Genomic DNA, 22233 nt, shown 5'->3' on the forward strand with positions numbered 1-22233 from the left:
GAGACCGCAGTCCATGGACCTCACCCAGCCCCTGCACAAGGCCCTGCAGGAACGCCCCGGCGCCACCGCCCTCGTGTGCGGCGAGCGCCGCAGCACCTTCGCCCAGTTCGTCGACCGCGTGGCGCGGCTGGCGGCCGTGCTGCAGTCGCTGGGCCTGCAACCCGGCGACCGCGTGGGCCTGCTGGCGCTGAACTCCGACCGCTACGTGGAGTACCTCTACGCCACCTGGTGGGCGGGCGGCGTGATCAACCCGGTCAACATCCGCTGGAGCGCGCGCGAGGTCGCGTACTCGCTGGACGACTGCGACACGCGCATCCTGCTGTCCGACGCGCACTTCGGCGCCGTGGCGCAGCAGCAGCGCGAACTCTCGCGTTCGCTGAAGACGCTGGTGCACTTCGGCGACGGCCCCGCGCCCGACGGCATGGCCGACGCCGAAGCCCTCATGGCGCAGGCGCAACCCGTGCCCGACGCGCGGCGCGGCGGCGCCGATCTGGCCGCCGTGATGTACACCGGCGGCACCACCGGCCTGCCCAAGGGCGTGATGCTCACGCACGGCAACCTCTACACCGGCCAGCTCTCGGCCAACATGGCCGCCACGCGCCCGGCCGAGGCCGTGGGCCTGAACATGGCGCCCATGTTCCACGTGGGCGGCACCGGCCTCACGCTGCAGCTGATGATGCGGCTGTGCACGCAGGTCATCATCCCGGCCTTCGACGAAGCGAAGGTGCTCGAGGCGATCCAGAACGAGCGCGCCAGCGAGACCTTCATGGTGCCCACCATGCTCAAGCGGCTCATCGAGCACCCGCGCTTTGCCGAGTTCGACACCACGCCGCTGCAGCTGGTGCTGTACGGCGCCGCGCCCATCGACGACGCGCTGTTGCTGCAGGCCATCGACAAGCTGCCGCGCGCGGGCTTCTGCCAGCTCTACGGCATGACCGAGCTGTCGCCCGTGGTCACCGTGCTGCCCACGTGGTGCCACCAGCCCGACCAGCCGGCCGCGCGCCGCCGCTCGGCCGGGCGTCCCGTGCCCATCGCCGAAGTGCGCATCGTCGATGCCGACGGCCAGCCTGTGCCGAACGGCACCGTCGGCGAGATCGCCGCGCGCGGGCCGATGGTGATGGCCGGCTACTGGAACAAGCCCGAGCAGACCGCCGAGGTGCTGCGGGGTGGCTGGATGCACACCGGCGACGGCGGCGTGATGGACGCCGACGGCTTCGTCTACGTGGTCGACCGGCTCAAGGACATGATCGTGAGCGGCGGTGAGAACATCTACTCGGCCGAGGTCGAGAACGCCATCACCCAGCTGCCGCAGGTGTCGATGTGCGCCGTGGTCGGCGTGCCCGACGACCAGTGGGGCGAGCGCGTGCATGCCGTGGTCGTGCTGCGCGCCGGCGAGGCCCTGAGCGCCGAGGCGCTGGTGGCGCACTGCAAGACGCTGATCGCCGGCTACAAGTGCCCGCGCAGCGTGGAGTTTCGCGAAGAGATTCCGCTGTCGCCGGCAGGGAAGATGCTCAAGTACAAGCTGCGCGAGCCGCACTGGGAAGGGCGCGCGCGCAAGGTGGGGTGACGCGCCGGCGGGTGTGTCTGGGTGTGTACGGGTGTGTTTCACCTGCTTGGGGTATGGTGGCGGGCCGCCACCTGCACCCACTGCGACATGCACCGCCGCCTCCTCGCTCTCGCCCTGCCTTGCTTTCTGCTCTTTGGCCTGTCGCCCGCCTTTGCGAACGGCAGCCTGCAGTGCGACGGCCGGCCTTATGCGGTCGAGATCCAGTTCAGTCTCTCGACCGGCCAGCTGACCGAGCTGATCGTGGCGAACACCGCCTCCGGTGCCGACGAGACCGAGCGCTTCAGCCTGCAGCAGCGCTTCGTCGACCATCGCCGCCAGTTCATGCGCGCGCGCGGCACCGGCCTGGACCGTCCGCAAGTGGCCGTGGCGCTGCGCGTGGCCGGCGCGACGGGCACGCTCAGCTACCGCGGCGCGCAGTACGAGCTGCGCTGCAACTGGACCGCGCTGGGCTGACCCACCCCGTCGTGCGTTCACGCTTCGCATGCCGCAAGACCGCACCCTTCTCTATGCCGGACGCGGGTTCGAGGTGGCGCATGTGCGCCTGCACGCGCCGCAGGGGCCGGCGTGGAGCGACCTGTACACCGTGGCCTCGCCGCGCGTCGTCTTCCCCATCGGGCGCACGCGGCTCGACGTGCGCTCGGGCGAGCACACCTGGCTGACCGACGCGCTCACCGCCATCCGCTTCGGCGACGCCACCGCCTACCGGCTGCGGCCCGAGACCGCGACCGTGCGGCACAGCCTCGTGGTCAGCGGCCATGCGTCGGTGAACCCGGCCCACGGTGAAAGCGCTGCGGGCGTGAGCGTCTGCCTGCTGACCCCGCAGGCGCTGTACCGCATGCACGCGGCACGGCGCCAGCTGCCGGACACCGACAGCGCACAGGCCGCGGCCCTGGTGGCTGCGCTCGTCGCCGAGCTGGGCAGCGCGCCGCACCAGGCGCCCTGGCACGGCGCCGTCGCACGCGCACGGCAACTGCTGCTGTCCGAAGGCAGCAGCCCGGGCGCGCAGCCTCCGCTCTCGCTGGACGAACTGGCCGAGGCCGTGTCGCGCTCGCCCTTTCACCTGGCGCGGCGCTTTCGCCAGCAGACCGGCCTGAGCCTGCACCAGTACCGCCAGCACCTGCGGCTGGCGGCGGCGATGGAGCGGCTGGCCGACGGCGAGCGCGACCTGGCTGGGCTCGCGCACGACCTGGGCTACTGCAGCCAGAGCCACCTGGGCGCCGTGTTCCGGCGCGGCGTGGGCGTCACGCTCGGCGAGGCCCGCCGCGTGCTCGGACCGGCCGGCGCAGCAGGCGCACGAATCTGATAGCTTTCGCGCCGGCCGGACCACAGACTGGCCCGATGACGACATCGCCTCGCACCCTCTGGACCGGCGCGCTCGCCGCGCTGGCCGCCGCCCTCATCGGCAGCGCCTGGCAGCTGCTGTCGCGCCACGGCGTGACCGCCACCGCGCTCGGGCCGATGGACCTCGCGCTGCTGCGCTACGGCATTCCCGCGCTGCTGCTCAGCCCGCTGTGGCTGCGCGGCAGGCTCGTGCCGCCGGGTGCGTCGCGCGGCGCACTCGTGCTGCTCGTCGTCGGCAGCGGCCTGCCCTTCGGCCTGCTGGTGCTGGCCGGTGCGCAGTGGGCGCCCGCCAGCCACATGGGCATCTTCATGGCCGGCAGCCTGCCGCTCTTCACCGCGCTGGGCGCGTGGGTCTACCGGGGCGAGCGCGTGCACGGCCTGCGCCTGCTCGGGCTGGTTGGCATCGCCGTCGGCATGGCCGTGTTCGCGGCGGGTAGCTTCGGCGAGGGCTTGCGCCAGCAGCACTGGCGCGGCGACCTGCTCTTTCTGCTGGCGGCCCTGTTGTGGACCGTCTACTCCCTGGCCTTCGGCCGCTGCGGCATGAGCGCGTGGCAGGGCGCGGCCTTCGTCAACGGGGCGTCGACCCTGCTGCTGTTGCCGCTGCTCTGGCTCGCCGGCCCGCCGCGACTGTTCGCCGCGCCATGGACCGACATCGCGATGCAGGCCGCAGGCCAAGGCGTGGTCGCCGGCCTGCTGGGGCTGGTGGTCTACGGCGTGGCGATCACGCGGCTGGGCGCCGCACGCGCCGCGCTGTCGTCCGCGCTCGTGCCCGTGCTGACCACGCTCGGCGCGGCGTGGTGGATGAACGAGCCCGTCACGCGCCCCGCGCTGCTGGCGCTGTCGTTCGTGGTGCCCGGCGTCGTGCTCGCGAGCGGCGCGCTGCGGTGGCCGGTGCCGGCGCCGCGCGACAGCGAGCGCAAGACCCCGGGGGAGAATGCGACGACGCCGTGAGGTGGTGTGACGCCTCGGTGCGCTAACGGCGCAGATCGGCTGCTGCGGCGTTCAGTTGGGCGATGAAGTCAGGAAGGGGAATGCGTGAGCCCAGGCTTCCGTCTTTCGCGGGGAACGCAACGCAGAGCTGGTCCCGGCCTTCCTCGCGGTCGAGCAGCAACAAGAACTGACCGTCGAAACTCAGTTCCGCGACGAGGTGCTCGTACGTCGTGTCGCTCAGGATGGTGGTTTCCCATTTCTCGTTGTTCATGTCTGCTCTGCGGAAGAAAGATGACGATGCCGTGCGCTGTGGGTTGAGGCCCGACAGGGCCGGATGATAGGTCTGTAGGTCTGCAAATCCAGCCTCGCACGAGCAGCACTGGCCATGGCTATACTGCGCCGGTCACGTCAACACAGGGCGTGATCGGGCTTGGACTCCCGTTGAAATCACTGCGACGTAAAAGCCGCAGCCGCCCCGCAGGGTCTGCGGCTTTGTCGTTCGTGCTTCCTGTTTAGGCGGCTCGATGGGCGGGCGCGAGCCCGGCCGGTTTCACGCAAGTGGTTTCCCGGTAGTCCAACCCGTCGAGCCGCCGCCCCCGCTTGGACTCGGGCGCGTCGGTTTCAGCAAACCGAAACCCTTGGAGGCCATTCATGGCTGCATCTGCATCTCCCCGCGCGTGCGCGCACGCGTCTTCGCTTTCTGCATCTTCCGAAATCGCCAGTGCCGAGTCGCTCGCGCTGCAGGCGTGTGATGATGTCGACAGTCTTCACGCGGTGCAACGGGCCTACGCGTGCATCGAGAAGCTCATCGTTCCGCAGCGTGTGGGGGATACAGAGGAAGTCTTTCCGACGCGCACGGAGTTGGGGGCGTTGGTGCGGTTGGTGAATGAGGAACTGCAGCGGCGGATCGAAGCGGCCGATGCCACGACGCAGTCACTGCGTGCGGCGCTTGGTGAAGGCGGCGTGCAATGAGCGCCTCGCACGATTCACCCCTCTTCAAACCGGCTCGAAACGGAAGCTGAGAGAGCCAGCGGTGCGCCGACAGGCCGGGGATAGCCCACCTCGCTCAGGATTTCGTCGAAGTCCAGGTGCAGGAGTTCGACAAGCTTGTCGATATCCCGCAGTTTCATGGTCCCGTTCGCCATCAAGGTTTCGACACGCTGCTCTGACGTGGCGAGCGCACTCGCCACGTCGCCGAGGGTGAAACCGGCAGCAGCAAGCTCTCTTCGAAGAATGGCGAGTAAATGCGGCGTTCCGTGCATCGCTGAACTGGCAGTAGTGATGCCCGCGCTTGAATCGCGCGGAGCTGCTCAGCGCGATTGTTCCGAGCATGGCGCTGATCGCGACGTGTTATCCGGGAGGTAGCATCTCTTGGCACTCCGGGTATCCCGGTATCGCGAACCTTGCCCAAGGCTCAGACCATTGCAACCGGTCGTGGCTCAGACGCCGCTTCGGATGAGTGGTGGTGTCAGGCGCCTGACCTGAGGGAGGGTCTTTCGCCAATCAGCGCGACGAAACACCGTCAGGCCCGCCAGCACGACGCCGCCTCCAAATCACGGCGTCCGCCAAGTAGTGATGGAAGTTCAAGACGAAGTGCGCGATAAGAATGGTCGGAAGCCCCAGCCAAAGAAGACTTTCGCCAACACGATCGGCAGCCACGAACAAGACAGCGCCCACGATTGAACACGTCAGAAAAAAAGTCACGGGGGATTTCAGAACCGCAACCAACGGCTTGTGGCGTGCCGAAGCGTTGTCTGGTTTCTCGCCGCCTTTTTCCGTCGTGATTTCAGGACGCCGTTGGCGATACACGAATACCAGGTACTGAATGTTGTGCCAGACGTTGACCACCAACCAGCCCACCGTGATGTCGCTGATCCAGACATAGCCAACCAGCGAAATCACCAGGTGCGAGAGCACGAAGCTGTTGAAGGGCTCATTCGCCGGCTTCTCGCTCCTGGCATGCATCATCAGGCGAGCGAACCAGAACAATGCACCGGCGATGGCTGCGACGCCCACCGCAAAGGCCAACTCCTGCGGAATGGGAGGAAACCAGATGGGGTACCCCAGGAAGCTTTGGGGCGCCTGCGCGCTGCGATGCAGGTACCCCCACACGGGAAACAAATAGACCAGCAAGTAGGGCAGCTTCCGGAAAGGCACCTGAAGCCGATGGTCATTGCGTCTGGCGATTCCATAGCTCTGGCGAGCAACATGGAACGTCTGAAGCACGAAATACAGGGCGAGCAACCCAGCCGCTTCATAGGCCAGCGCAATGACCGTCAAAGCCGCCAATATCAAGAGAGGTGCGACAACGATCAGGACCCAGCGCAGGCGAAGGCGCGAATAGATAGCGCCAATGCGCGTGTAGGTCGCAACCAGATGAGGGTTCGCCAGCAGCCATACATTGATATAGAGAATGGCCAGCATCATCGGCGCGGACCACAATGCCAGCGCTCCGGCCGACAGCGCCACGAACAGGTTGCCAAAGATGAACCAATGCTCCTGGCGCATCGCGGCGTTGGTGCCGCTCCCAGCCGCAAGCTGCGCCTGGGCGGTCATGTCGCCGCAACCGGCATGGGCGGAGGACGTGGCGACCCGAGGGGCGCTGGTTTGGGCGGCACCGAGAACACGGAGCGAGGTCGCAGATAACGTTCGAGGTCAGTACGCATGCTTTCGTATGCCGCATTCCGCGCTGCCGTGAATCTCGACTCGAGGCTCGCACGGCTCACGACGCCAGACAGACCCGCCGGGGGAAGTTGCTGGTGCGGATCGAAGTATTCAATGACCTCGCAGGGGTAGCAATGGCCGTCCGCGTCGTACTGGCTGAGGACCTTCACCTTGTAGACCACCCCGCCCTCCTTGGCCGGATCCACGGGAAAACTGAAAGCCAGAGTGAGCTCGGGGGCCTTCGGAGGAGCCTCGCTTTCAATGGGCAGGAAGCCAGCGCTCTGATAAGCGCGAACAATGTTCTCCTTGAGACTGGGCAAACTGAGGCCAACGAAGGCGTTGCCGAACAAGGTCTTTTCTCCTTCCCATTGCCGCTTGTAGTCGAGCCGAAACGCAGGGTCGATATGTTCGCGCCCGACAGACTCGATCGTCGCGTACGCGTTGTCGATCGCCGGCAAGAGCCGCGCGCTCAGGTCGTACTGAGCCATCCACGGAAGCGCCTTGACCTCTGGCGCGTTTTTTATCTCGAAGAATCTCAAGTAGCATGGATTGCACTTCTTCTTTCCATCGAGCAACTCCTCGGCAGATACGAGAACTGTCGGCACGAACCGCCACTTCGGATCCGCATTGAATTTGAACTCGAAGATCGTCGACTTGTTCTTCTGCTGGCCCACAGCCACAAGAGAGAAGTCCGACTTCTGGAACGCCTTGCTCACCATCGACCTGAATTCCGCCCCGCTGATATTTCGGTAGGCGGCGACCGGAAGAGCGGGCCTTGCGCTCTGGTAGCTGAGATCCAGAACGCTTCGATACAGCTCCGGCTGGGCGAATGCGGTCAGCCCGGCCAGCAAGAAGCATCCGCCAAGCAAAGCTTTTCGAATACCGGAAGTAAATGCCATGTGTGCTCCCTGTAACAGCGCCCGTGTGTGCGTGGACTCGCCATTGGCGCAAATTGTTTTTTTGACGAATGTCCAATACCAGCCGATAACGCGGCCCCGAATCGTCGCATGGAACCTCTCTGCGAGATAGGCACGGCCTTGGTTAAACGCCTCAGACAAGCATCCATCGGCACGATGGAATTCGGCGTTTAGCGAAAAAGTTCCGAGACCAATTGGGGGGCTCAAACACCTGTTGCCCGCAAACGACGGCTTCCGCCTACAGAACGCCCCCTCCATTTGTGTCCCCAAATTGAGCACAATCCCCCCATGCCAAACATCGCCTCCATCCTCAAAGCCGAAATTTCCCGTGTCGCTCGCAAGGAAGTGCGAGCGGAAATCGAAACACTCAAGAAGGCCTCCGTCGCGCACCGGGCATCGATTGCCGACTTGCGCCGTCAAGTGAGCGCGCTTGAAAAGGAATTGCGCAAGGTTGCCAAGGGCTCCGCGCGTCAGACATCGGCCGCAGCCGGTGCTGCGGGTGACGACGCCGACGCGGGCAGCCCCAAGCGCCGCTTCAGCGCCAACCGGTTGGCCGCGCACCGCGCCAAGCTCGGGCTGTCCGCCGCGATCTACGGGCAGCTGGTCGGCGTGTCGGGCCAGACGATCTATCACTGGGAACAAGGCAAGGCGCGCCCGCGCGCGGCACAGCTGGAGCGGCTGGCCACGGTGCGAGAACTCGGGGCGCGCGAGATTGCAGAGCGGCTGGAAGCGCAGTAAGCAAGTCACCCGCCGCACACCATGAAACTCGGCTACACCATCGTCTACGTTCCCGACGTCGCCCAGTCGCTGAAGTTCTTCGGGCAAGCCTTCGGCCTGCCCACGCGCTTCCTGCATGAATCGGGCACTTATGGCGAACTCGAAACTGGCGAGACCACGCTGGCGTTCGCCGCGCATGCGCTCGGCGATTCCAACTTTCCGGGTGGACATGTCGCCGCCTCGGAATCCGCGCAACCGCTGGGCATGGAGCTGGGCCTCGTGACGCCCGACGTGCCTGCCGCGCACAGCCGCGCGCTCGCAGCCGGCGCCACGCAGCTGTCGGCGCCGGCGACCAAGCCCTGGGGGCAGGTGGTCTCGTACGTGCGCTGTCCCGACGGCACGCTGGTCGAGCTGTGCTCGCCCATCGGCGGCTGACGGGCGCCCTGCCCGCTCGCCAGTTCGCTGGCGGCTAGTCGATCAACGCCACCGCCCGCCGCGCAAACCCCGCGGCCTGCGCGCCCACCTGCACCGCATCGGCCGCCGCCGCGCTGCCGCTCTTGGCGCGCGCCGCGATGCCTTCGAGGATCACGGCGAAGCGGAACAGCGAGAACGCCAGGTGGAAGTTGGTCACTGGCTCGGCGCAGCCGCCGGCCTGCTGGTAGTGGGCGATGTACTCGGCCTGCGTGGGAACGCCTTCGGCCGCGAGGTCGATGCCCTGCATGCCCTCGAACTCGTCGGCGCCGGTGTGCCAGGCCATGCAGTTGTAGGCCACGTCGGCCAGCGGGTGGCCCAGGGTGGACAGCTCCCAGTCGAGCACGGCGATCACGCGCGGCTCGGTGGGGTGGAACATGAGGTTGCCGAAACGGAAGTCGCCGTGCGCGATGGTGGTCTGGTCGCCCGGTGGCAGGTTGGCGGGCAGCCAGGCGATGAGGCGGTCGATGTTGGCGTCCTCGCGGGTGCGCGAGGCTTCCCACTGCCGGGTCCAGCGGGCGATCTGGCGCTGGAAGAAGTTGCCGGGGCGGCCGTAGTCGGTGAGGCCGACGGCGGCAAGGTCGACCGCATGCAGGCGCGCCAGGGTCTCGGCCATGGCGAAGTAGTACGCGCGGCGCTGGGCGGGCGCGATACCGGGCAGCGCGTAGTTCGACAGCACGCGGCCTTCGAGCTTGTCCATCACATAGAAGGGCGTGCCCACCACGGCGCGGTCGTCGCAGTACAGCACGGTGCGCGGCACGGGCACGTCGGTGGCGGCCAGTGCGCGCAGCACGCGGTACTCGCGGTCGACCGCGTGGGCCGAAGGCAGCAGCTCGCCGGGCGGCTGCTTGCGCAGCACCAGCGCGCGGTTGTCGAAGTCGACGAAGAAGGTGGGGTTCGACTGCCCGCCGCCGATGCGCGCCAGGCGCATCGGGCCTTCAAGCGCGGGCAGCGCTTGCCGCAGGTGGCGCTGCAGGCGGTCGGCGTCGAACTCGATGCCTGCTGGGGTGGCGATGTCTGCAGCTGCGCTCATGGCCGGCGGAACACGGGCTCGCGTTTCTCCAGAAAGGCTTTCACGCCTTCGGCGAAGTCGGGCCGGTCGATCAGCTCGCGCTGGCGCTCGGCCTCGTGGCGCATCTGGCCGACAAGCGACTGGCTCGCGGCCGATTCGTACACGGCGCGGATCTCGTGCGCCGCGTGCGCGGGCAGGCGCGCGAGCCGCTGCGCGACGGCAACCGCCTGGGCGCGCAGCTCGGCGTCGTCCACGCAGGCCCACACGAGGCCCCATTGCGCAGCCTGTTCGCCCGACAGGCGCTCGCCGAGCAGCGACATGCCGACGGCGCGCGCGCGGCCCACGAGCCGCTCAAGGAACCAGGTGGTGCCCAGGTCGGGCACGATGCCCAGGCGCGGCATGAAGGGCAGGTAGAAGTAGGCCGATCGCGCCACCAGCACGACGTCGGCGGCCAGCGCCACGCCCACGCCGGCGCCCGCGGCGGGGCCGTTGATGGCGCTCACCACGGGGAAGGGCATGCTGCGCAGGTCTTCGATGAGGCGGTTCGACATCGCCTCCATCGCGTCGGCCGTGCGCTGGCCCAGGCTGCCGGGCGCGCTGGCGTCCATGCTGCCCAGGTCGGCGCCCACGCAGAACGATTTGCCGACGCCGGTGAGCACCACGGCGCGCACCTCGCCCTCGTCGCGCAGCTGCGCGAGCCGCTGGCGCAAGGCCTCCTGCAGCGGCACGGTGAGCGGGTTGAGCCGCTTGGGAATGTTGAAGCTGAGGATGGCGACGTCGCCGTCGCGTTCGTACAGAAGGGGGTCCTGGTCGTCAGGCTGGCTCATGGCGGGGCTCCGAAGGGTGTGAGTAGGCAAGAGGGTTTCACTTCATGTTCAGCGCGGGCCCGACCGGGTCGAGGTCCACGCCGTTGAAGCGCACGGGCTGCATCGACGCATAGGCGTGCAGGTCGGCGGCCGAATTGGCCATGGCCACGCCGGGCAGCAGCATCGAGATGCGCGGGCTCTTGAGGGTGCTGGCGGCCACGCGCACGCTCTCGCGCGTGGGGTTGGCGCCGGCCTCGCGCAGCACGTGGGCCATGAGCTGCGCGACGATGTAGCCCGACACGCCGCTGCCGTTGCTCGGGTCGACGCCGCTGGCGTGGGTCTTGAGCAGCTCGAGGTACTCGAGCACCTCGGGGTCGCGACTCCAGCGCGGGCTCATGGGTTCTTTGTAGACGGCGAGCGCGACCACGCCCTTGGCCTTGTCGGCACCCGCGGGCTCGAAGGCCATCTTCACGGAGGCGGCGGCAAAGTTGAGGTAGCGGTCGGGCGTCCAGCCCACGTCGGCGACCTTGCGGATGGCCTGCGCGGCGGTGCGCGCGGTGGCGGCCATCACGAGCACGTCGGCGCCCGACGACTTGAGCTGCACCACCTGCGAATCGACGGTGGGGTCGGTCACCTCGAAGGTGGCCTGCGCCACGATCTTGGCCTTGCCCTGCTTCGACAGGCCTTCCTGCAGGCCCTTGAGCACTTCGCGCCCGAGGTCGTCGTTCTGCATGAGCACGGCGATCTTGGCGTCGGGGCGGTTGTCGATGATGTGGCGCGCGAACACGCGGCCCTCGCCCTGGTAGCTGCCGAGAAAAGGCACGGTCCACGGGTACTTGGCCGCGTCGTCGAACTGCGAGGCGCCCGACTGCACGAACAGCTGCGGCACTTTCTTGGCGTTCATGTAGCGCTGGATCGCCATGTTGGGCGCGGTGCCCAGGTTGCCGAAGATGGCGAGCACCTGGTCTTCCTCGACGAGGCGGCGCGCCACCTCGACGGTCTTGGGCGGCGAGTACTGGTCGTCGTAGATCAACAGGCGCACCTTGCGCCCGTGGATGCCGCCCTGCTCGTTGAGCTTCTTGAAGTAGGCCTCGGCCACCTTGCCGACCACCGAGTAGCCCGACACGGGGCCCGACAGCGGCATGGGCATGCCCAGCACGATCTCGGCGTCGCTCACGCCGGCTTCGGGCTTCTTCTGGGCCAGGGCCGGCAGGCTGATGCAGAGCGTGGCAAGGCCCACAACTAGGCCGGAAGCCAAGGCGGTGCGGCTGGAAAGCAAATGAACCATGTCGCGTGTCTCCTTCTGTGTTGCTGAGTGGCCGGGTGGCCTGCGTCGTCAGTCGTCGTCGGAAAGCGGTTCAGGCGGAGGTGGCCCGGTTCGGCCCCATGTAGCCGAAGAGGTGGCCCGCCACCTTGCGCATCTGGATCTCTTCGGAGCCCTCGGTGATGCGGTAGCGGCGGTGGTGGCGGTAGATGTGCTCGAAGGGCTTGTGGCGCGAGTAGCCGATGCCGCCGTGCACCTGCATCGCGCGGTCGGCGGCCTCGCACACCAGGCGGTTGGCCCAGTAGTTGCACATCGAGACCTTGTCGGACAGCTGCTTCTCGACCTGCGGCTTGGGCATCTGGTCCATCTGCCACGCGGTCTTGCGGATCAACAGGCGCAGCATCTCGACCTGCGTGGCCAGTTCGACCAGCGGAAACTGGATGCCCTGGTTGCGCGCCAGTTCCTCGCCGAAGGGCTTGCGCTCGCGCGCGTACTTGACGCTCTCGCGCACGCAGTAGTCGGCGGCGCCCAGGCTCGACGCGGCCTGGCGGATGCGGTTCTCGTGCACGAAGTGCTGGGCAATGGCCAGGCCGCCGTCGAGCGGGCCGAGCACGGCGTCGTCGGGCACCCACACGTTCGTGAAGCTCACGCGCGGGTGGTCGGTGGGCATGTTGAAGGTCCAGAGGTACTCCTCGATCTTCACGCCCTCGGCCTTCGCGGGCACGAGCAAGGCGCTGATGCCGCGCGCGTCGCCGTCGCGCCCGCTGGTGCGCGCGAACAGCACGCAGTGCGTGGCGGTGTGCATGCCGGTGGTCCACATCTTTTCGCCGTCGATGCGAAAGCCGGCGCGGCCGTGGCGTGCTTCGGGCACGGCGCGGGTTTCCATGTGGGTGGCGTCGGAGCCGTGCTGCGGCTCGGTGAGGCCGAAGGTCAGGCGCACGCGCTCGTTGAGCATGCCCTGGATGAGTTCGTCGCACTGCGCGAGCGTGCCGAAGTCGCGGATGGCCAGCACGAAGGGGTTGTTGGCGACGATCGAATGTTCGTTCTGCAGGTCGTTGTGCAGACCCAGGCCGCGCGCGGCAAAGTGCTCGCGGATCACGGCCATCCAGAGGTTGCTGCCGTCGCGCCCGCCGAATTCGGCGGGCAGTGCAAAGCGCAGGTGGCCCGCGCGGTCGGCGCGGTGGCGCGCCTCGGCCAGCAGCGCCTCCCACTCGGGGCGCGGCAGGCCGCCGTTCTCGAAGTCGGTGCGGGCCCATTCGCGGCGGTGGTCGAAGAAGCGCTCGTTGTCGTCCTGCGCCTGCAGCGGCGCAATCTCGAGGTCGATGAAGGCGTCGAGTTCGGCGAGATAGTCGACAAGGTCGCGGGGCAGGTCGAAGTCCATGGCTCAGTCTTTCTTCTCCGTGCCGGCGGCATAGCCGGGCTGGTCGATGGCGAGCTTGTCGCGTGTGGTCTGGCGCAGGTGGTCGATCAGGCCGGGGGTGGCAGCGTCGAATTCGCCTGTGGCGATGCGGGTGCAGAGCAGGCGGTTGGCTTCGGCCAGGTCGGCAGGTGTGCCGGGGCCCAGCAGCGCGTGCAGCCGCATCAACTCACTGGCCTGCGCGACGGGGCCGAGAAGCACTTCGCGCCGCACGATGTCGAGCGTGTTCGCCGCCACGCGCGCGTGGAACGCGACCTGCCCTTCGGTAGCCGGCACCACCTGCTCGCGCAGGAAGGCGGCAACGGCCTCGAGCAGTTCGGCGATGTCGGGGCGGTCCTGCATCAGGTGGCCTCTTCCTCGGGGGCGAGCAGCGCCAGCAGGTCCGATTCGGCCTCCGATGCGCGGCGGCCGATGGCGGCCTTCTCGACATCGCGCTCGCGGCCGCTGAGCCAGGCATGCACCATGGCCTCGCAGACGATGCCCCACTTGAGCGTGCCCAGCACCTCCCACCAACGCACGCGCCCGGCATCGACCTGCCCGCCTTCGGCCGTGTAGCCCTCGAAGAGCTGCTCGCGCGTGCCGAAGCCGCCCACGGGCAGCGCACCGTGGCCGAAGCGCCAGGAGCGCACGCACATCCAGCCGAGGTCTTCCATGGGATCGCCGAGGTGCGCCAGCTCCCAGTCGAGCACGGCGCGCAGGCCCTCCTCGCCGACCATCAGGTTGCCGTTGCGAAAGTCGCCGTGCACGAGCACCGGCGCGGGCACGTCGGCCGGCGCGTTCGCGCGCAGCCAGCGGAACGCGAGTTCGAACACGGGGCGCGCGGTGCCGTGGCTGCGATGCAGGCCGATCTGGAAGTCGAGCTCCGCGCGTGCGGCGGCCGTGCGCAGCGGCGGCAGGTGGTGCGCGGGCAGGCGGTGGATGCGCGCCATGGCCGCGCCGCACTGGCGCGCGAGCACGCGGCGCGCGCCGGCCAGGCGTTCGTCGCGCACGATGCGGCGGCCCAGGGTCTCGCCCTCGATGCGGTCCATGACGAAGCCTTCGCCGAGCCCGTCGGCCGGCTGCAGCACATGGCGCACGCCGGGCACGGGCACGCCGCCTGCGCGTGCGGCCTCGATGAGTTGTGCTTCCGCCGCCAGGCCCGCGGTGCCCAGGGCGCGCGCGCCGCTGGCATCGGCCGCGCGGCGCAGCACCAGCGGCCGGGCCGGGCCCGCGCCGGTGGTCGTCACATCGAAAGCCCAGGTCTGCTGGCTGGCGCCGCCCGAAAGCCGGCGCACGGCCTGCACCGCATGGCCATCGGGCACGAGCCGCCCGGCCAGCCGCTGCAGTGCGTTCGCGATCAGCGTCGCGTCATCGTGCACGGGCGAAGCGTGCCTGGAGCTTGCGCAGCAACCCGACCACGCCGCCGGGCATCGCGAACATGAAGGCGATCAGCACCACGCCGTACACCGCCCAGGGCGCGGCCTTGGAGACCTTCTCGGCCAGCGAGGGCACGAACATGATGAAGATGGCGCCGAAGATCGCGCCGTACAGCGTGCCCACGCCGCCCACCACGATGCCCACCAGCAGCGAGATCGACAGGAAGAGCGTGAACGAATCGGGCGCCACGAACTGCACCGCGATGGCCGACAGCGCACCGCCCACGCCGGTGTACGCAGCCGACACGCCGAAGGTCATGGCCTTGTAGTGGCTGTTGTCCACGCCCATCGCCTCGGAGGCCATGGCGTGGTCGCGGATGGCGCGCATGGCCCGGCCGCTGCCGCTTTGCAGCAGGTTGTGGGCAATGAAGAACATCACGACCGCGACGAACAGCGAGAACAGGTAGAGCCACTGGTCTTCGTTGAGCGGCAGGCCGAAGGGCGCGGCGGGCTTCATGAGCACGATGCCCTGCACGCCGCCGGTCCAGGCCTCAAGGTGCTTGTACTTGAGCAGCTGCGGCATCGCCACGCCGAGCGCGAAGGTGGCCAGTGCCAGGTACAACCCTTCGAGCTTGAGCGCGGGCCGCCCGAACAGGTAGCCGACGATCAGGCACACCACGGCCGCCGCCGGCACCGTGAGCCAGTACGGCACGCCCGCGTGCTCCATGAGGATGCCGGTGGTGTAGGCCCCAATGGCATAGAAGGCGCCATGGCCCAGCGAGATCTGCCCGTTGTAGCCCGTGAGGATGTTCAGGCCCAAGAGCGCAATGGCATACGAGATCACCATCGTCGCCTGAAACAGCTGGTAGCCGCGCGCCACGAAGGTGATGCCGATGGCCAGCACGATCAGCAGGCCGACCCACACGAGCGGCGAGCGCGAGGGCTTGACGGTGGCGCGTGCATCGGCCGCCCTGGCGAGCGGTGCCATGGCGGTCGGCAAGGAGGAGGCTTGGGGAGAGTTCATGCGATCAGACCCGGGTGACCAGCTTGCGGCCCATGAGGCCGGAAGGCTTGACGATGAGCACGCCGACGATCAGCACCAGCGCCACCGACAGCTTGAGTTCGGTGCCCACCACGTAGGTGCCGATGAGGTTCTCGAGCACGCCGACGATGAAGCCGCCGAGCACCGCGCCCACGGGGCTGTCGATGCCGCCGATGAGCGCGCCGGCAAAGGCGTACAGCAGCACGCCGGTCATCATGTGCGGGTCGAGGAAGACCACGGGTGCGACCATCATCCCGGCCACCGCGCCGATGGCGCCGGCCAGGCCCCAGCCCAGCATCAGCATGCGCCCGACGTTGATGCCCACCAGCCGCGACGAGGCCGCGTTCTGCGCCGCGGCGCGCATCGCCAGGCCCAGCGGCGTGAAGCGGAAGAACGCGAACAGCAACAGCACCACCAGCAGCGTGACGCCGATGGCGCCCATCTCGTGCGCCGACATCATGGCGCTGCCGAACCACGCGTCCGACGGGAACGGGCTCGGGAACTGCTTGATGGTGTAGCCGAAGAGCCAGCCCGCCAGGCTGTGGAAGATCACCAGCAGGCCGATGAACACCACCACCACCGACAGCGCCGGCTTGTCGTGCATGGGCCGGATGACGGTGAACTCCACCACGGCCGCGAGCACGAAGGACAGCGCCACGGTCGCGACGAAGGCGGCCCAGTACGGCAGGCCGGCCTGCATGAGGCTCCAGGCGATGAAGGTCGAGAACATCGCCATCTCGCCCTGCGCGAAGTTGATGTGGTGCGTGGCCTGGTAGATCATCACCAGCGCCAGCGCAACGCTGGCGTAGATGCCGCCGGTGGCCAGGCCCGCCAGCAGTTGGTGCAGGAATGCGTTCATCGGTGTGTGGCCCTTATTCGCCCAGGTACGCTTTGCGCACGGCGTCGTTGCGGCGGATCTCGGCGGCCGTGCCCGAGAGCACGATGCGGCCGGTTTCCAGGAGGTAGGCCGAGTCGGCCAGGTCGAGTGCGAGCTTGGCGTTCTGCTCCACCAGCAGGATCGACACGCGCTCTTCCTTGTTGATGCGCCGCATGATCGAGAAGATGTCCTTCACGATGAGCGGCGCGAGCCCGAAGGAGGGCTCGTCGAGCAGCAGCAGGCGCGGCTTGCCCATGAGCGCGCGGCCGATGGCGAGCATCTGCTGCTCGCCGCCCGACAGCGTGCCGGCCTGCTGCGCGCGGCGCTCGCGCAGGCGCGGGAAGTAGTCGAACACGCGCTCCATGTCGGCGTCGATGCCGTCCCTGCTTGCGCGGGCGTAGGCGCCCAACCGCAGGTTCTCTTCTGTCGTAAGACCCAGGAAGGTGCCGCGTCCGTCGGGCACGTGGCCCACGCCGGCCTTGGCGATCTGCTCGGTCGAGCGGCCGTCGATGCGCTGGCCGGCCAGCATGATGCGGCCCTCGGTGCTCACCATCATCTGGCACAGCGCGCGCAGCGTGGTGGTCTTGCCGGCGCCGTTGGCGCCCAGCAGCGCCACGACCTGGCCGGTGGGAATGTCGAGGTCGATGCCCTGCAGCACGCGCGTCGGGCCGTAGGCCGCGTGCAAGCCGCGCACTTCGAGAATGTTGGTCGTCATGCCATCGCCTCCGCTTCTGCCTCTTCGCCCAGGTAGGCGCGGATCACCTCGGGGTGCGCGCGCACCTCGGCCGGCGTGCCCTCGGCGATCTTCTTGCCGAAGTTCAGCGCCACCACCTTGTCCGACACGCCCATCACGAGGCTCATGTGGTGTTCGACCAGCAGCACCGTCACGTTCAGGCGGTCGCGGATGTCGCGGATCAGCGTGCCCAGGCTTTCGAGTTCTTCGTGGTTCAGGCCGCAGGCCGGCTCGTCGAGCAGCAGCAGTTGCGGCTCGGCCGCCAGTGCGCGTGCCAGCTCGACGCGCTTTTGCGTGCCGAAGGGCAGGTCGGCCACTTCGCGCTCGGCCACGGCCTCGAGGTCGAGAAAGTGGATCAGCTGGTCGGCCCGCGCCCGCGCCTGTGACTCGATGGCCGCCACGCCGGGCAGCCGGAAGGCGTTGCGCAGGAAGCCCGCGTGGTGCTTGCTGTGGCAGCCCACCAGCACGTTGTCGCGCACGGTCATCGTGCGAAACAGCGCCAGGTTCTGGAAGGTGCGCCCGATGCCCAGGCCCGCCATGCGGTGGCGCGGCAGGCGCGTGAGCGGATGGCCGTCGAACTCGATGCGGCCGGCGCTGCACTCGTACAGGCGCGAGAGACAGTTGAACAGCGTGCTCTTGCCCGCCCCGTTCGGCCCGATGAGGCCGCAGATCTGGCCCCGCCGCACGTCGAACGAGACGCCGTCGAGCGCCACGATGCCGCCGAAGCGCACCGACACCGCGTCGATGCGCAACAGGGGGGTGTTCTCTTTGTCTCCGCGATCGGTGTCATGAATCATGCGTCGATCTCTTTTTTTGAGGGAACGGAAAAGGTCAGCGCCGCCCCGCGGGCGCTGCCAGGTGGCGGCGCAAGGGCCGCCCGGCTTCGTCAGAGCCGTTCGATGATGGTCACATTCGCCATGCCGCCGCCTTCGCACATCGTCTGCAGGCCGTAGCGCTTGCCGCGCTGGCCCAGGGCGTTCACCAGCGTGGTCATCAGCTTGGTGCCCGAGGCGCCCAGCGGGTGGCCCAGCGCAATGGCGCCGCCGTTCACGTTGATGCGGACCGGGTCGGCGCCCAGTGCCTTGAGCCAGGCGATGGGCACGGGCGCGAAGGCTTCGTTGACTTCGTACAGGTCGATGTCCTCGATCTTCATGCCGGCCTTCTGCAGCGCGCGCTGCGTGGCGGGCAGCGGGGCCTCGAGCATGATGACCGGGTCGTGGCCCAGCACGCTCATGTGGTGGATGCGCGCCAGCGGCTTCACGCCCAGCGTCTTCAGGCCGCGCTCGTTCACGACCATGAGGCCGCTGGCACCGTCGCAGATCTGGCTGGCGGTGGCCGCCGTGCAGCGCCCGCCTTCGGCGATGAGCTTGACGCCGGCGATGCTCTCCAGCGTGGCGTCGTAGCGGATGCCTTCGTCGGTGGTGTGCAGCTCGCCGGTCTCGGTGCCGTCGGCCATGCGCACGGCCACGGGCACGATCTCGCGCTCGAAGTGGCCGGCCTTGGTGGCGGCGATGGCGCGGTGGTGGCTTTCGAGCGCGTAGCGGTCGAGCGCGTCTTTCTCGATGCCGTAGTTGCGCGCGATCATCTCGGCGCCCGTGAACTGGCTGAACTGGATGCCGGGGTAGCGCTTTTCCATGCCGGGGCTCACGTAGAAGCCCAGGTTGTTCTTCAGCGGCAGCGTGGTGGGCAGGCCCATGGGCACGCGGCTCATGCTCTCGACGCCGGCGGCGATGACGATGTCCATCGTGCCCGACATCACGGCCTGCGCCGCGAAGTGCAGCGCCTGCTGCGACGAGCCGCACTGGCGGTCGACCGAGGTGGCGGGCACCGACTCGGGCAGGCGCGAGGCCAGCACCGCGTTGCGCGCCACGTTGGAGGCCTGCTCGCCGGCCTGGCCGACGCAACCCATGATGACGTCCTCGATCAGGGCGGGGTCGGCGTCGGTGCGCTCCACGAGGGCGTTGAGCACCTGGGCGGCCAGGTCGGCCGGGTGCCATCCGGCGAGGCGGCCGTTGCGGCGGCCGCCGGCGGTGCGCGCGGCGGCGACGATATAGGCTTCGGGCATGTGAAATCTCCGGTGATGGGTTCGGTTCGGCAGTCCAGCGCATTGTTGGCGCCGCGCCGCCGCACAGCGTCGTCGGAACCGACGATTTTGGGCGGCGGCGCCTTGCGCCCCTACGCTCTCAGGCCTTGGCGAGGCGCTTGGCCATGCTCCAGCGGTGCACCTCCGAGGGGCCGTCATAGATCCGGAAGGCCCGCATGTCGCGGAAGATGCGCGCGGCCACGGTCTCGTCCGAGACGCCGCTCGCGCCCAGGATCTGCACCGAGCGGTCGACCACGCGCCACTCGGCCTCCGAGCACAGCACCTTGGCCACGCTCGACTCGTGCCGGCCCTTGCCGCCCTGGTCGAGCACCCACGCGCAATGCCAGATGGTCAGGCGCGAGACGTGCAGGTCCATGTCGTTGTCGGCCAGCATGAAGCCCACGCCCTCGTGCTCCACCAGCGCATGGCCGAAGGCCTGGCGGCGGCGGGCGTAGTCGGCAGCGAGCTCGTGCACGCGGCGCGCGGCGCCGAGCCAGCGCATGCAGTGCGTGAGGCGCGCGGGCGCCAGCCGCACCTGCGCGTAGCGAAAACCTTCGCCGATGGCGCCCAGCACGTCGGTGGCCGGCACGCGCAGGCCGTCGAAGCGCACCACGCCGTGGCCACCGGTGAAGCAGCTGTCGAGTGCGTCGATCTGCCGCTCGATGACGATCTCGGGCTGGTTCATGTCGGCCAGGAACATGGTCGACGAGCCGTCTTCCATGCGCGCCATGATGATCGCGAAGCCCGCGCCGGTGGCGCCGGTGATGAACCACTTGCGCCCGGTGATCACGTAGTGGTCGCCGTCGCGCACGGCCACGGTCTGCATCATCGACGGGTCGGAGCCGGCGCCGGGCGGCGGCTCGGTCATGCAGAAGCACGAGCGCACATGGCCGTCGATGAGCGGCTGCAGCCAGCGCGCCTTCTGCGCGGGCGTGGCCACCACTTCCATCAGGTGCACGTTGCCTTCGTCGGGCGCGTGGATGTTGAGCGCCACCGGGCCGAGCGGCGAGTAGCCCGCCTCCTCGAACACGATGGCCTTGTCGACGTGCGACAGGCCCAACCCGCCGTGCTCCTTCGATGCATGCGGCGTGAGCAGGCCGGCGCGGCGTGCGCGCCCCACCAGCTCGTCGCGCAGCGCCTCGGCGGGGCCGTGCGAATCCTGCCGGGGGTCGGATTCGAGCGGAATCACCTCCTCGGCGATGAAGCGGCGCGTTCGTTCCTGCAGGTCGAGCTGGGCCGGGGTGAGGCTGAAGTCCATGGTGGGACGCTCCTTCTTTCTCTCAGTGGATTCAAGGACGGATTGAAGACAATGCGGCGCATGGTGCCGACGCGGGCGCGGGTTTCGAGTCGTGAGCGGGACAAGCCCGCCGGATTCGTCCGTTCCGACGATGCCGCGGCACGGCCTGCGCCCAACACTGACACGCCATGAATACATCTGCAACCAACAACGACGCCGACAACGTCCTCCTGCTCACCCGTCCGCAGGACGGCTGCGCCTGCCTCACGCTGAACCGCCCGCAGGCGATGAACGCCCTGTCGCTCGCGCTGCGGCGCGCGCTGGTGCGCACGCTCGACACGCTCGCGCAGGACGACAGCGTGCGCGTGCTCGTCCTCACCGGCGCAGGCCGCGCCTTCTGCGCCGGCCTGGACCTGCGCGAGATCGACCCCGGCGCCATCACCGGCGACGCCGGCACCGACGTGGCCACCGCGCTCGCGAACTTTCCGCGCCCGGTGATCGGCGCCGTGAACGGCGCGGCCATCACCGGCGGCCTCGAGGTGGCGCTGGCCTGCGACCTGCTGATCGCGTCGAGCGAGGCGCGCTTTGCCGACACCCACGCGCGCATCGGCGTGATCCCGGGCTGGGGACTGTCGCAGCGGCTGTCGCGGCTCATCGGCATCGCGCGTGCGAAGGAGATGGCCTTCAGCGGCAACTTCGTCGGCGCCGAGCAGGCCGAGCGCTGGGGGCTGGTCAACCACGTGACCACGCCCGAGCAGCTGATGCCCCAGGCGCTGGCGCTGGCCGCCGACATCGCGAGCGCGTTGCCCGAGATGCTGCCGGTCTACAAGCGCCTGATCGACGACGGCCATGCGCGCAGCTTCGCCGAAGGCATGGCGCTGGAGCAGGCCGCCACGCGCGACTGGGCCGCGTCGCTCACGCCCGAGGTGCTGCGCGCGCGGCGCGAGGCGGTGCAGGCGCGGGGGCGTGCGCAGAAGGGCTGACGACAGCCCTTCGCCCGGGCGTCAGCGCGGCGCCATCCGGATCGCGCCGTCCAGCCGCACGCTCTCGCCGTTGAAGTAGCCGTTGGTGATCATCAGCTCGGCCAGCGTCGCGTACTCGGCCGGGTTGCCCAGGCGCTTGGGGAACGGCACCGAGGCGGCCAGCGCGGCCTTCACGTTGTCGGGCGCGCCCTGCAGCAGCGGCGTGTTGAAGATGCCCGGCAGGATGGTGTTCACGCGGATGCCCTCGCCCATGAGGTCGCGTGCGATGGGCAGCGTCATGCCGACCACGCCGGCCTTCGAGGCGGTGTAGGCGGCCTGGCCCATCTGGCCGTCCTGCGCCGCGACCGAGGCGGTGTTGACGATGGCGCCGCGCTCGCCGTCTTCCAGCGCATCGAGCGTGAGCATGCCGGCCGCCGACTTGGCGATGCAGCGGAAGGTGCCCACGAGGTTGATCTGGATGATGCGGTCGAAGTTGGCGAGCGGAAAGTGCTTGATCTCGCCCGAGGCCTTGTCGCGGCTCGCGGTCTTCACCGCGTTGCCGGTGCCAGCGCAGTTGACCAGCACGCGCTCCTGGCCGTGCGCGGCACGCGCCTTGGCGAAGGCCGCGTCGACCTGCTCTTCCGACGTGACATCGACCTTGCAGAACACGCCGCCCAGCTCCTTGGCCAGGGCCTCGCCCTGCTCCACGTTGAGGTCGAACAGCGCGACCTTCACGCCGTGGCTGGCCAGGCGACGCGCGGTGGCGGCCCCGAGGCCCGAGGCGCCGCCCGTGACGACGGCGGCAATGCTGGAATCGAGTTGCATCTCTTGTTGTCCT

At 68.7% G+C, this 22233-nt stretch carries 25 protein-coding genes; 8 read left to right on the top strand and 17 right to left on the bottom strand.

Features of this window, described 5'->3' with window-relative positions; translation table 11 throughout:
• The first annotated feature begins 13 nt into the window (after positions 1–13).
• From VHAB30_RS28095 to VHAB30_RS28110, 4 genes are all read left to right on the top strand, one after another.
• Positions 14–1567: a long-chain-fatty-acid--CoA ligase gene (locus tag VHAB30_RS28095; protein WP_159279360.1), complete on the top strand. Its 1554-nt coding sequence runs from the start codon at positions 14–16 to the stop codon at positions 1565–1567.
• 87 nt (positions 1568–1654) lie between these two features.
• The gene (locus tag VHAB30_RS28100; RefSeq protein WP_159279361.1) at positions 1655–2020 is read left to right on the top strand and encodes a hypothetical protein; all 366 of its coding nucleotides are present in this window, start codon (positions 1655–1657) and stop codon (positions 2018–2020) included.
• A gap of 28 nt (positions 2021–2048) precedes the next feature.
• Complete coding sequence (locus VHAB30_RS28105) at positions 2049–2870, top strand: helix-turn-helix transcriptional regulator (protein WP_159279362.1); 822 nt, start codon at positions 2049–2051, stop codon at positions 2868–2870.
• A gap of 35 nt (positions 2871–2905) precedes the next feature.
• On the top strand, positions 2906–3859 hold the full coding sequence (locus VHAB30_RS28110; protein ID WP_159279363.1) for a DMT family transporter: 954 nt from the start codon (positions 2906–2908) through the stop codon (positions 3857–3859).
• Positions 3860–3881: 22 nt separating this feature from the next.
• Here the strand turns inward: VHAB30_RS28110 and VHAB30_RS28115 are convergent, their stop codons facing one another.
• A complete protein-coding gene (locus tag VHAB30_RS28115) occupies positions 3882–4109 on the bottom strand; it encodes a hypothetical protein (RefSeq protein WP_159279364.1) in 228 nt (75 codons plus the stop codon).
• Positions 4110–4489: 380 nt separating this feature from the next.
• Between VHAB30_RS28115 and VHAB30_RS28120 the strand changes: the two genes are divergently transcribed.
• On the top strand, positions 4490–4810 hold the full coding sequence (locus VHAB30_RS28120) for a hypothetical protein (RefSeq protein ID WP_159279365.1): 321 nt from the start codon (positions 4490–4492) through the stop codon (positions 4808–4810).
• Positions 4811–4824: 14 nt separating this feature from the next.
• On the opposite strand, the gene VHAB30_RS28125 is transcribed toward VHAB30_RS28120, so the two are convergent.
• The 3 genes from VHAB30_RS28125 to VHAB30_RS28135 form a co-directional block, all read right to left on the bottom strand.
• Positions 4825–5100 carry a hypothetical protein gene (locus VHAB30_RS28125; protein ID WP_159279366.1) on the bottom strand — a complete coding sequence of 92 codons (276 nt, stop codon included), beginning with the start codon at positions 5098–5100 and terminating at the stop codon, positions 4825–4827.
• A 241-nt stretch (positions 5101–5341) separates the two neighbouring features.
• Complete coding sequence (locus tag VHAB30_RS28130) at positions 5342–6394, bottom strand: hypothetical protein (RefSeq protein ID WP_159279367.1); 1053 nt, start codon at positions 6392–6394, stop codon at positions 5342–5344.
• Positions 6391–7401, bottom strand: coding sequence for a hypothetical protein (locus VHAB30_RS28135; RefSeq protein ID WP_235926951.1), 1011 nt, complete (start codon positions 7399–7401; stop codon positions 6391–6393). The genes VHAB30_RS28130 and VHAB30_RS28135 overlap by 4 nt, the downstream gene beginning before the upstream one ends.
• 306 nt (positions 7402–7707) lie before the next feature.
• Between VHAB30_RS28135 and VHAB30_RS28140 the strand changes: the two genes are divergently transcribed.
• The gene (locus VHAB30_RS28140; RefSeq protein WP_159279368.1) at positions 7708–8157 is read left to right on the top strand and encodes a helix-turn-helix domain-containing protein; all 450 of its coding nucleotides are present in this window, start codon (positions 7708–7710) and stop codon (positions 8155–8157) included.
• A 21-nt stretch (positions 8158–8178) separates the two neighbouring features.
• Entirely contained in the window at positions 8179–8571 is a 393-nt protein-coding gene (locus VHAB30_RS28145) for a VOC family protein (RefSeq protein WP_159279369.1), read from the top strand.
• Positions 8572–8605: 34 nt separating this feature from the next.
• Here VHAB30_RS28145 and VHAB30_RS28150 read toward each other — a convergent pair whose 3' ends face one another.
• From VHAB30_RS28150 to VHAB30_RS28205, 12 genes are all read right to left on the bottom strand, one after another.
• Entirely contained in the window at positions 8606–9640 is a 1035-nt protein-coding gene (locus VHAB30_RS28150; RefSeq protein WP_159279370.1) for a phosphotransferase family protein, read from the bottom strand.
• Positions 9637–10446: an enoyl-CoA hydratase-related protein gene (locus VHAB30_RS28155; RefSeq protein WP_159279371.1), complete on the bottom strand. Its 810-nt coding sequence runs from the start codon at positions 10444–10446 to the stop codon at positions 9637–9639. Before VHAB30_RS28155 ends, VHAB30_RS28150 begins: the two co-directional genes overlap by 4 nt.
• Positions 10447–10483: 37 nt before the next feature.
• Complete coding sequence (locus tag VHAB30_RS28160; RefSeq protein ID WP_159279372.1) at positions 10484–11713, bottom strand: ABC transporter substrate-binding protein; 1230 nt, start codon at positions 11711–11713, stop codon at positions 10484–10486.
• A gap of 70 nt (positions 11714–11783) precedes the next feature.
• A complete protein-coding gene (locus VHAB30_RS28165; RefSeq protein ID WP_159279373.1) occupies positions 11784–13070 on the bottom strand; it encodes an acyl-CoA dehydrogenase family protein in 1287 nt (428 codons plus the stop codon).
• A 3-nt stretch (positions 13071–13073) separates the two neighbouring features.
• A complete protein-coding gene (locus tag VHAB30_RS28170; RefSeq protein WP_159279374.1) occupies positions 13074–13448 on the bottom strand; it encodes a DUF6285 domain-containing protein in 375 nt (124 codons plus the stop codon).
• Complete coding sequence (locus VHAB30_RS28175; protein ID WP_235926952.1) at positions 13448–14464, bottom strand: phosphotransferase family protein; 1017 nt, start codon at positions 14462–14464, stop codon at positions 13448–13450. The genes VHAB30_RS28170 and VHAB30_RS28175 overlap by 1 nt, the downstream gene beginning before the upstream one ends.
• Positions 14454–15485, bottom strand: a complete 1032-nt coding sequence (locus VHAB30_RS28180) for a branched-chain amino acid ABC transporter permease (protein ID WP_235926953.1) — start codon at positions 15483–15485, stop codon at positions 14454–14456. Before VHAB30_RS28180 ends, VHAB30_RS28175 begins: the two co-directional genes overlap by 11 nt.
• A gap of 4 nt (positions 15486–15489) precedes the next feature.
• Positions 15490–16362, bottom strand: coding sequence for a branched-chain amino acid ABC transporter permease (locus VHAB30_RS28185; protein ID WP_056577629.1), 873 nt, complete (start codon positions 16360–16362; stop codon positions 15490–15492).
• 13 nt (positions 16363–16375) lie between these two features.
• Entirely contained in the window at positions 16376–17095 is a 720-nt protein-coding gene (locus VHAB30_RS28190; RefSeq protein ID WP_139704363.1) for an ABC transporter ATP-binding protein, read from the bottom strand.
• Positions 17092–17910 (bottom strand): ABC transporter ATP-binding protein, encoded by an 819-nt coding sequence (locus VHAB30_RS28195; RefSeq protein WP_062478152.1) that lies wholly within the window; start codon positions 17908–17910, stop codon positions 17092–17094. The genes VHAB30_RS28190 and VHAB30_RS28195 overlap by 4 nt, the downstream gene beginning before the upstream one ends.
• 89 nt (positions 17911–17999) lie before the next feature.
• A complete protein-coding gene (locus tag VHAB30_RS28200; protein WP_159279375.1) occupies positions 18000–19178 on the bottom strand; it encodes an acetyl-CoA C-acetyltransferase in 1179 nt (392 codons plus the stop codon).
• Between the two features lie 118 nt (positions 19179–19296).
• Positions 19297–20454, bottom strand: coding sequence for an acyl-CoA dehydrogenase family protein (locus tag VHAB30_RS28205; protein ID WP_159279376.1), 1158 nt, complete (start codon positions 20452–20454; stop codon positions 19297–19299).
• A gap of 167 nt (positions 20455–20621) precedes the next feature.
• Between VHAB30_RS28205 and VHAB30_RS28210 the strand changes: the two genes are divergently transcribed.
• Positions 20622–21416: an enoyl-CoA hydratase gene (locus VHAB30_RS28210; protein ID WP_159279377.1), complete on the top strand. Its 795-nt coding sequence runs from the start codon at positions 20622–20624 to the stop codon at positions 21414–21416.
• Between the two features lie 21 nt (positions 21417–21437).
• Here the strand turns inward: VHAB30_RS28210 and VHAB30_RS28215 are convergent, their stop codons facing one another.
• Positions 21438–22220 (bottom strand): SDR family NAD(P)-dependent oxidoreductase, encoded by a 783-nt coding sequence (locus tag VHAB30_RS28215; protein WP_062478161.1) that lies wholly within the window; start codon positions 22218–22220, stop codon positions 21438–21440.
• Between the last annotated feature and the right edge of the window lie 13 nt (positions 22221–22233).

The organism is Variovorax boronicumulans, assembly GCF_009811375.1.
Taxonomy (GTDB): domain Bacteria; phylum Pseudomonadota; class Gammaproteobacteria; order Burkholderiales; family Burkholderiaceae_C; genus Variovorax; species Variovorax boronicumulans.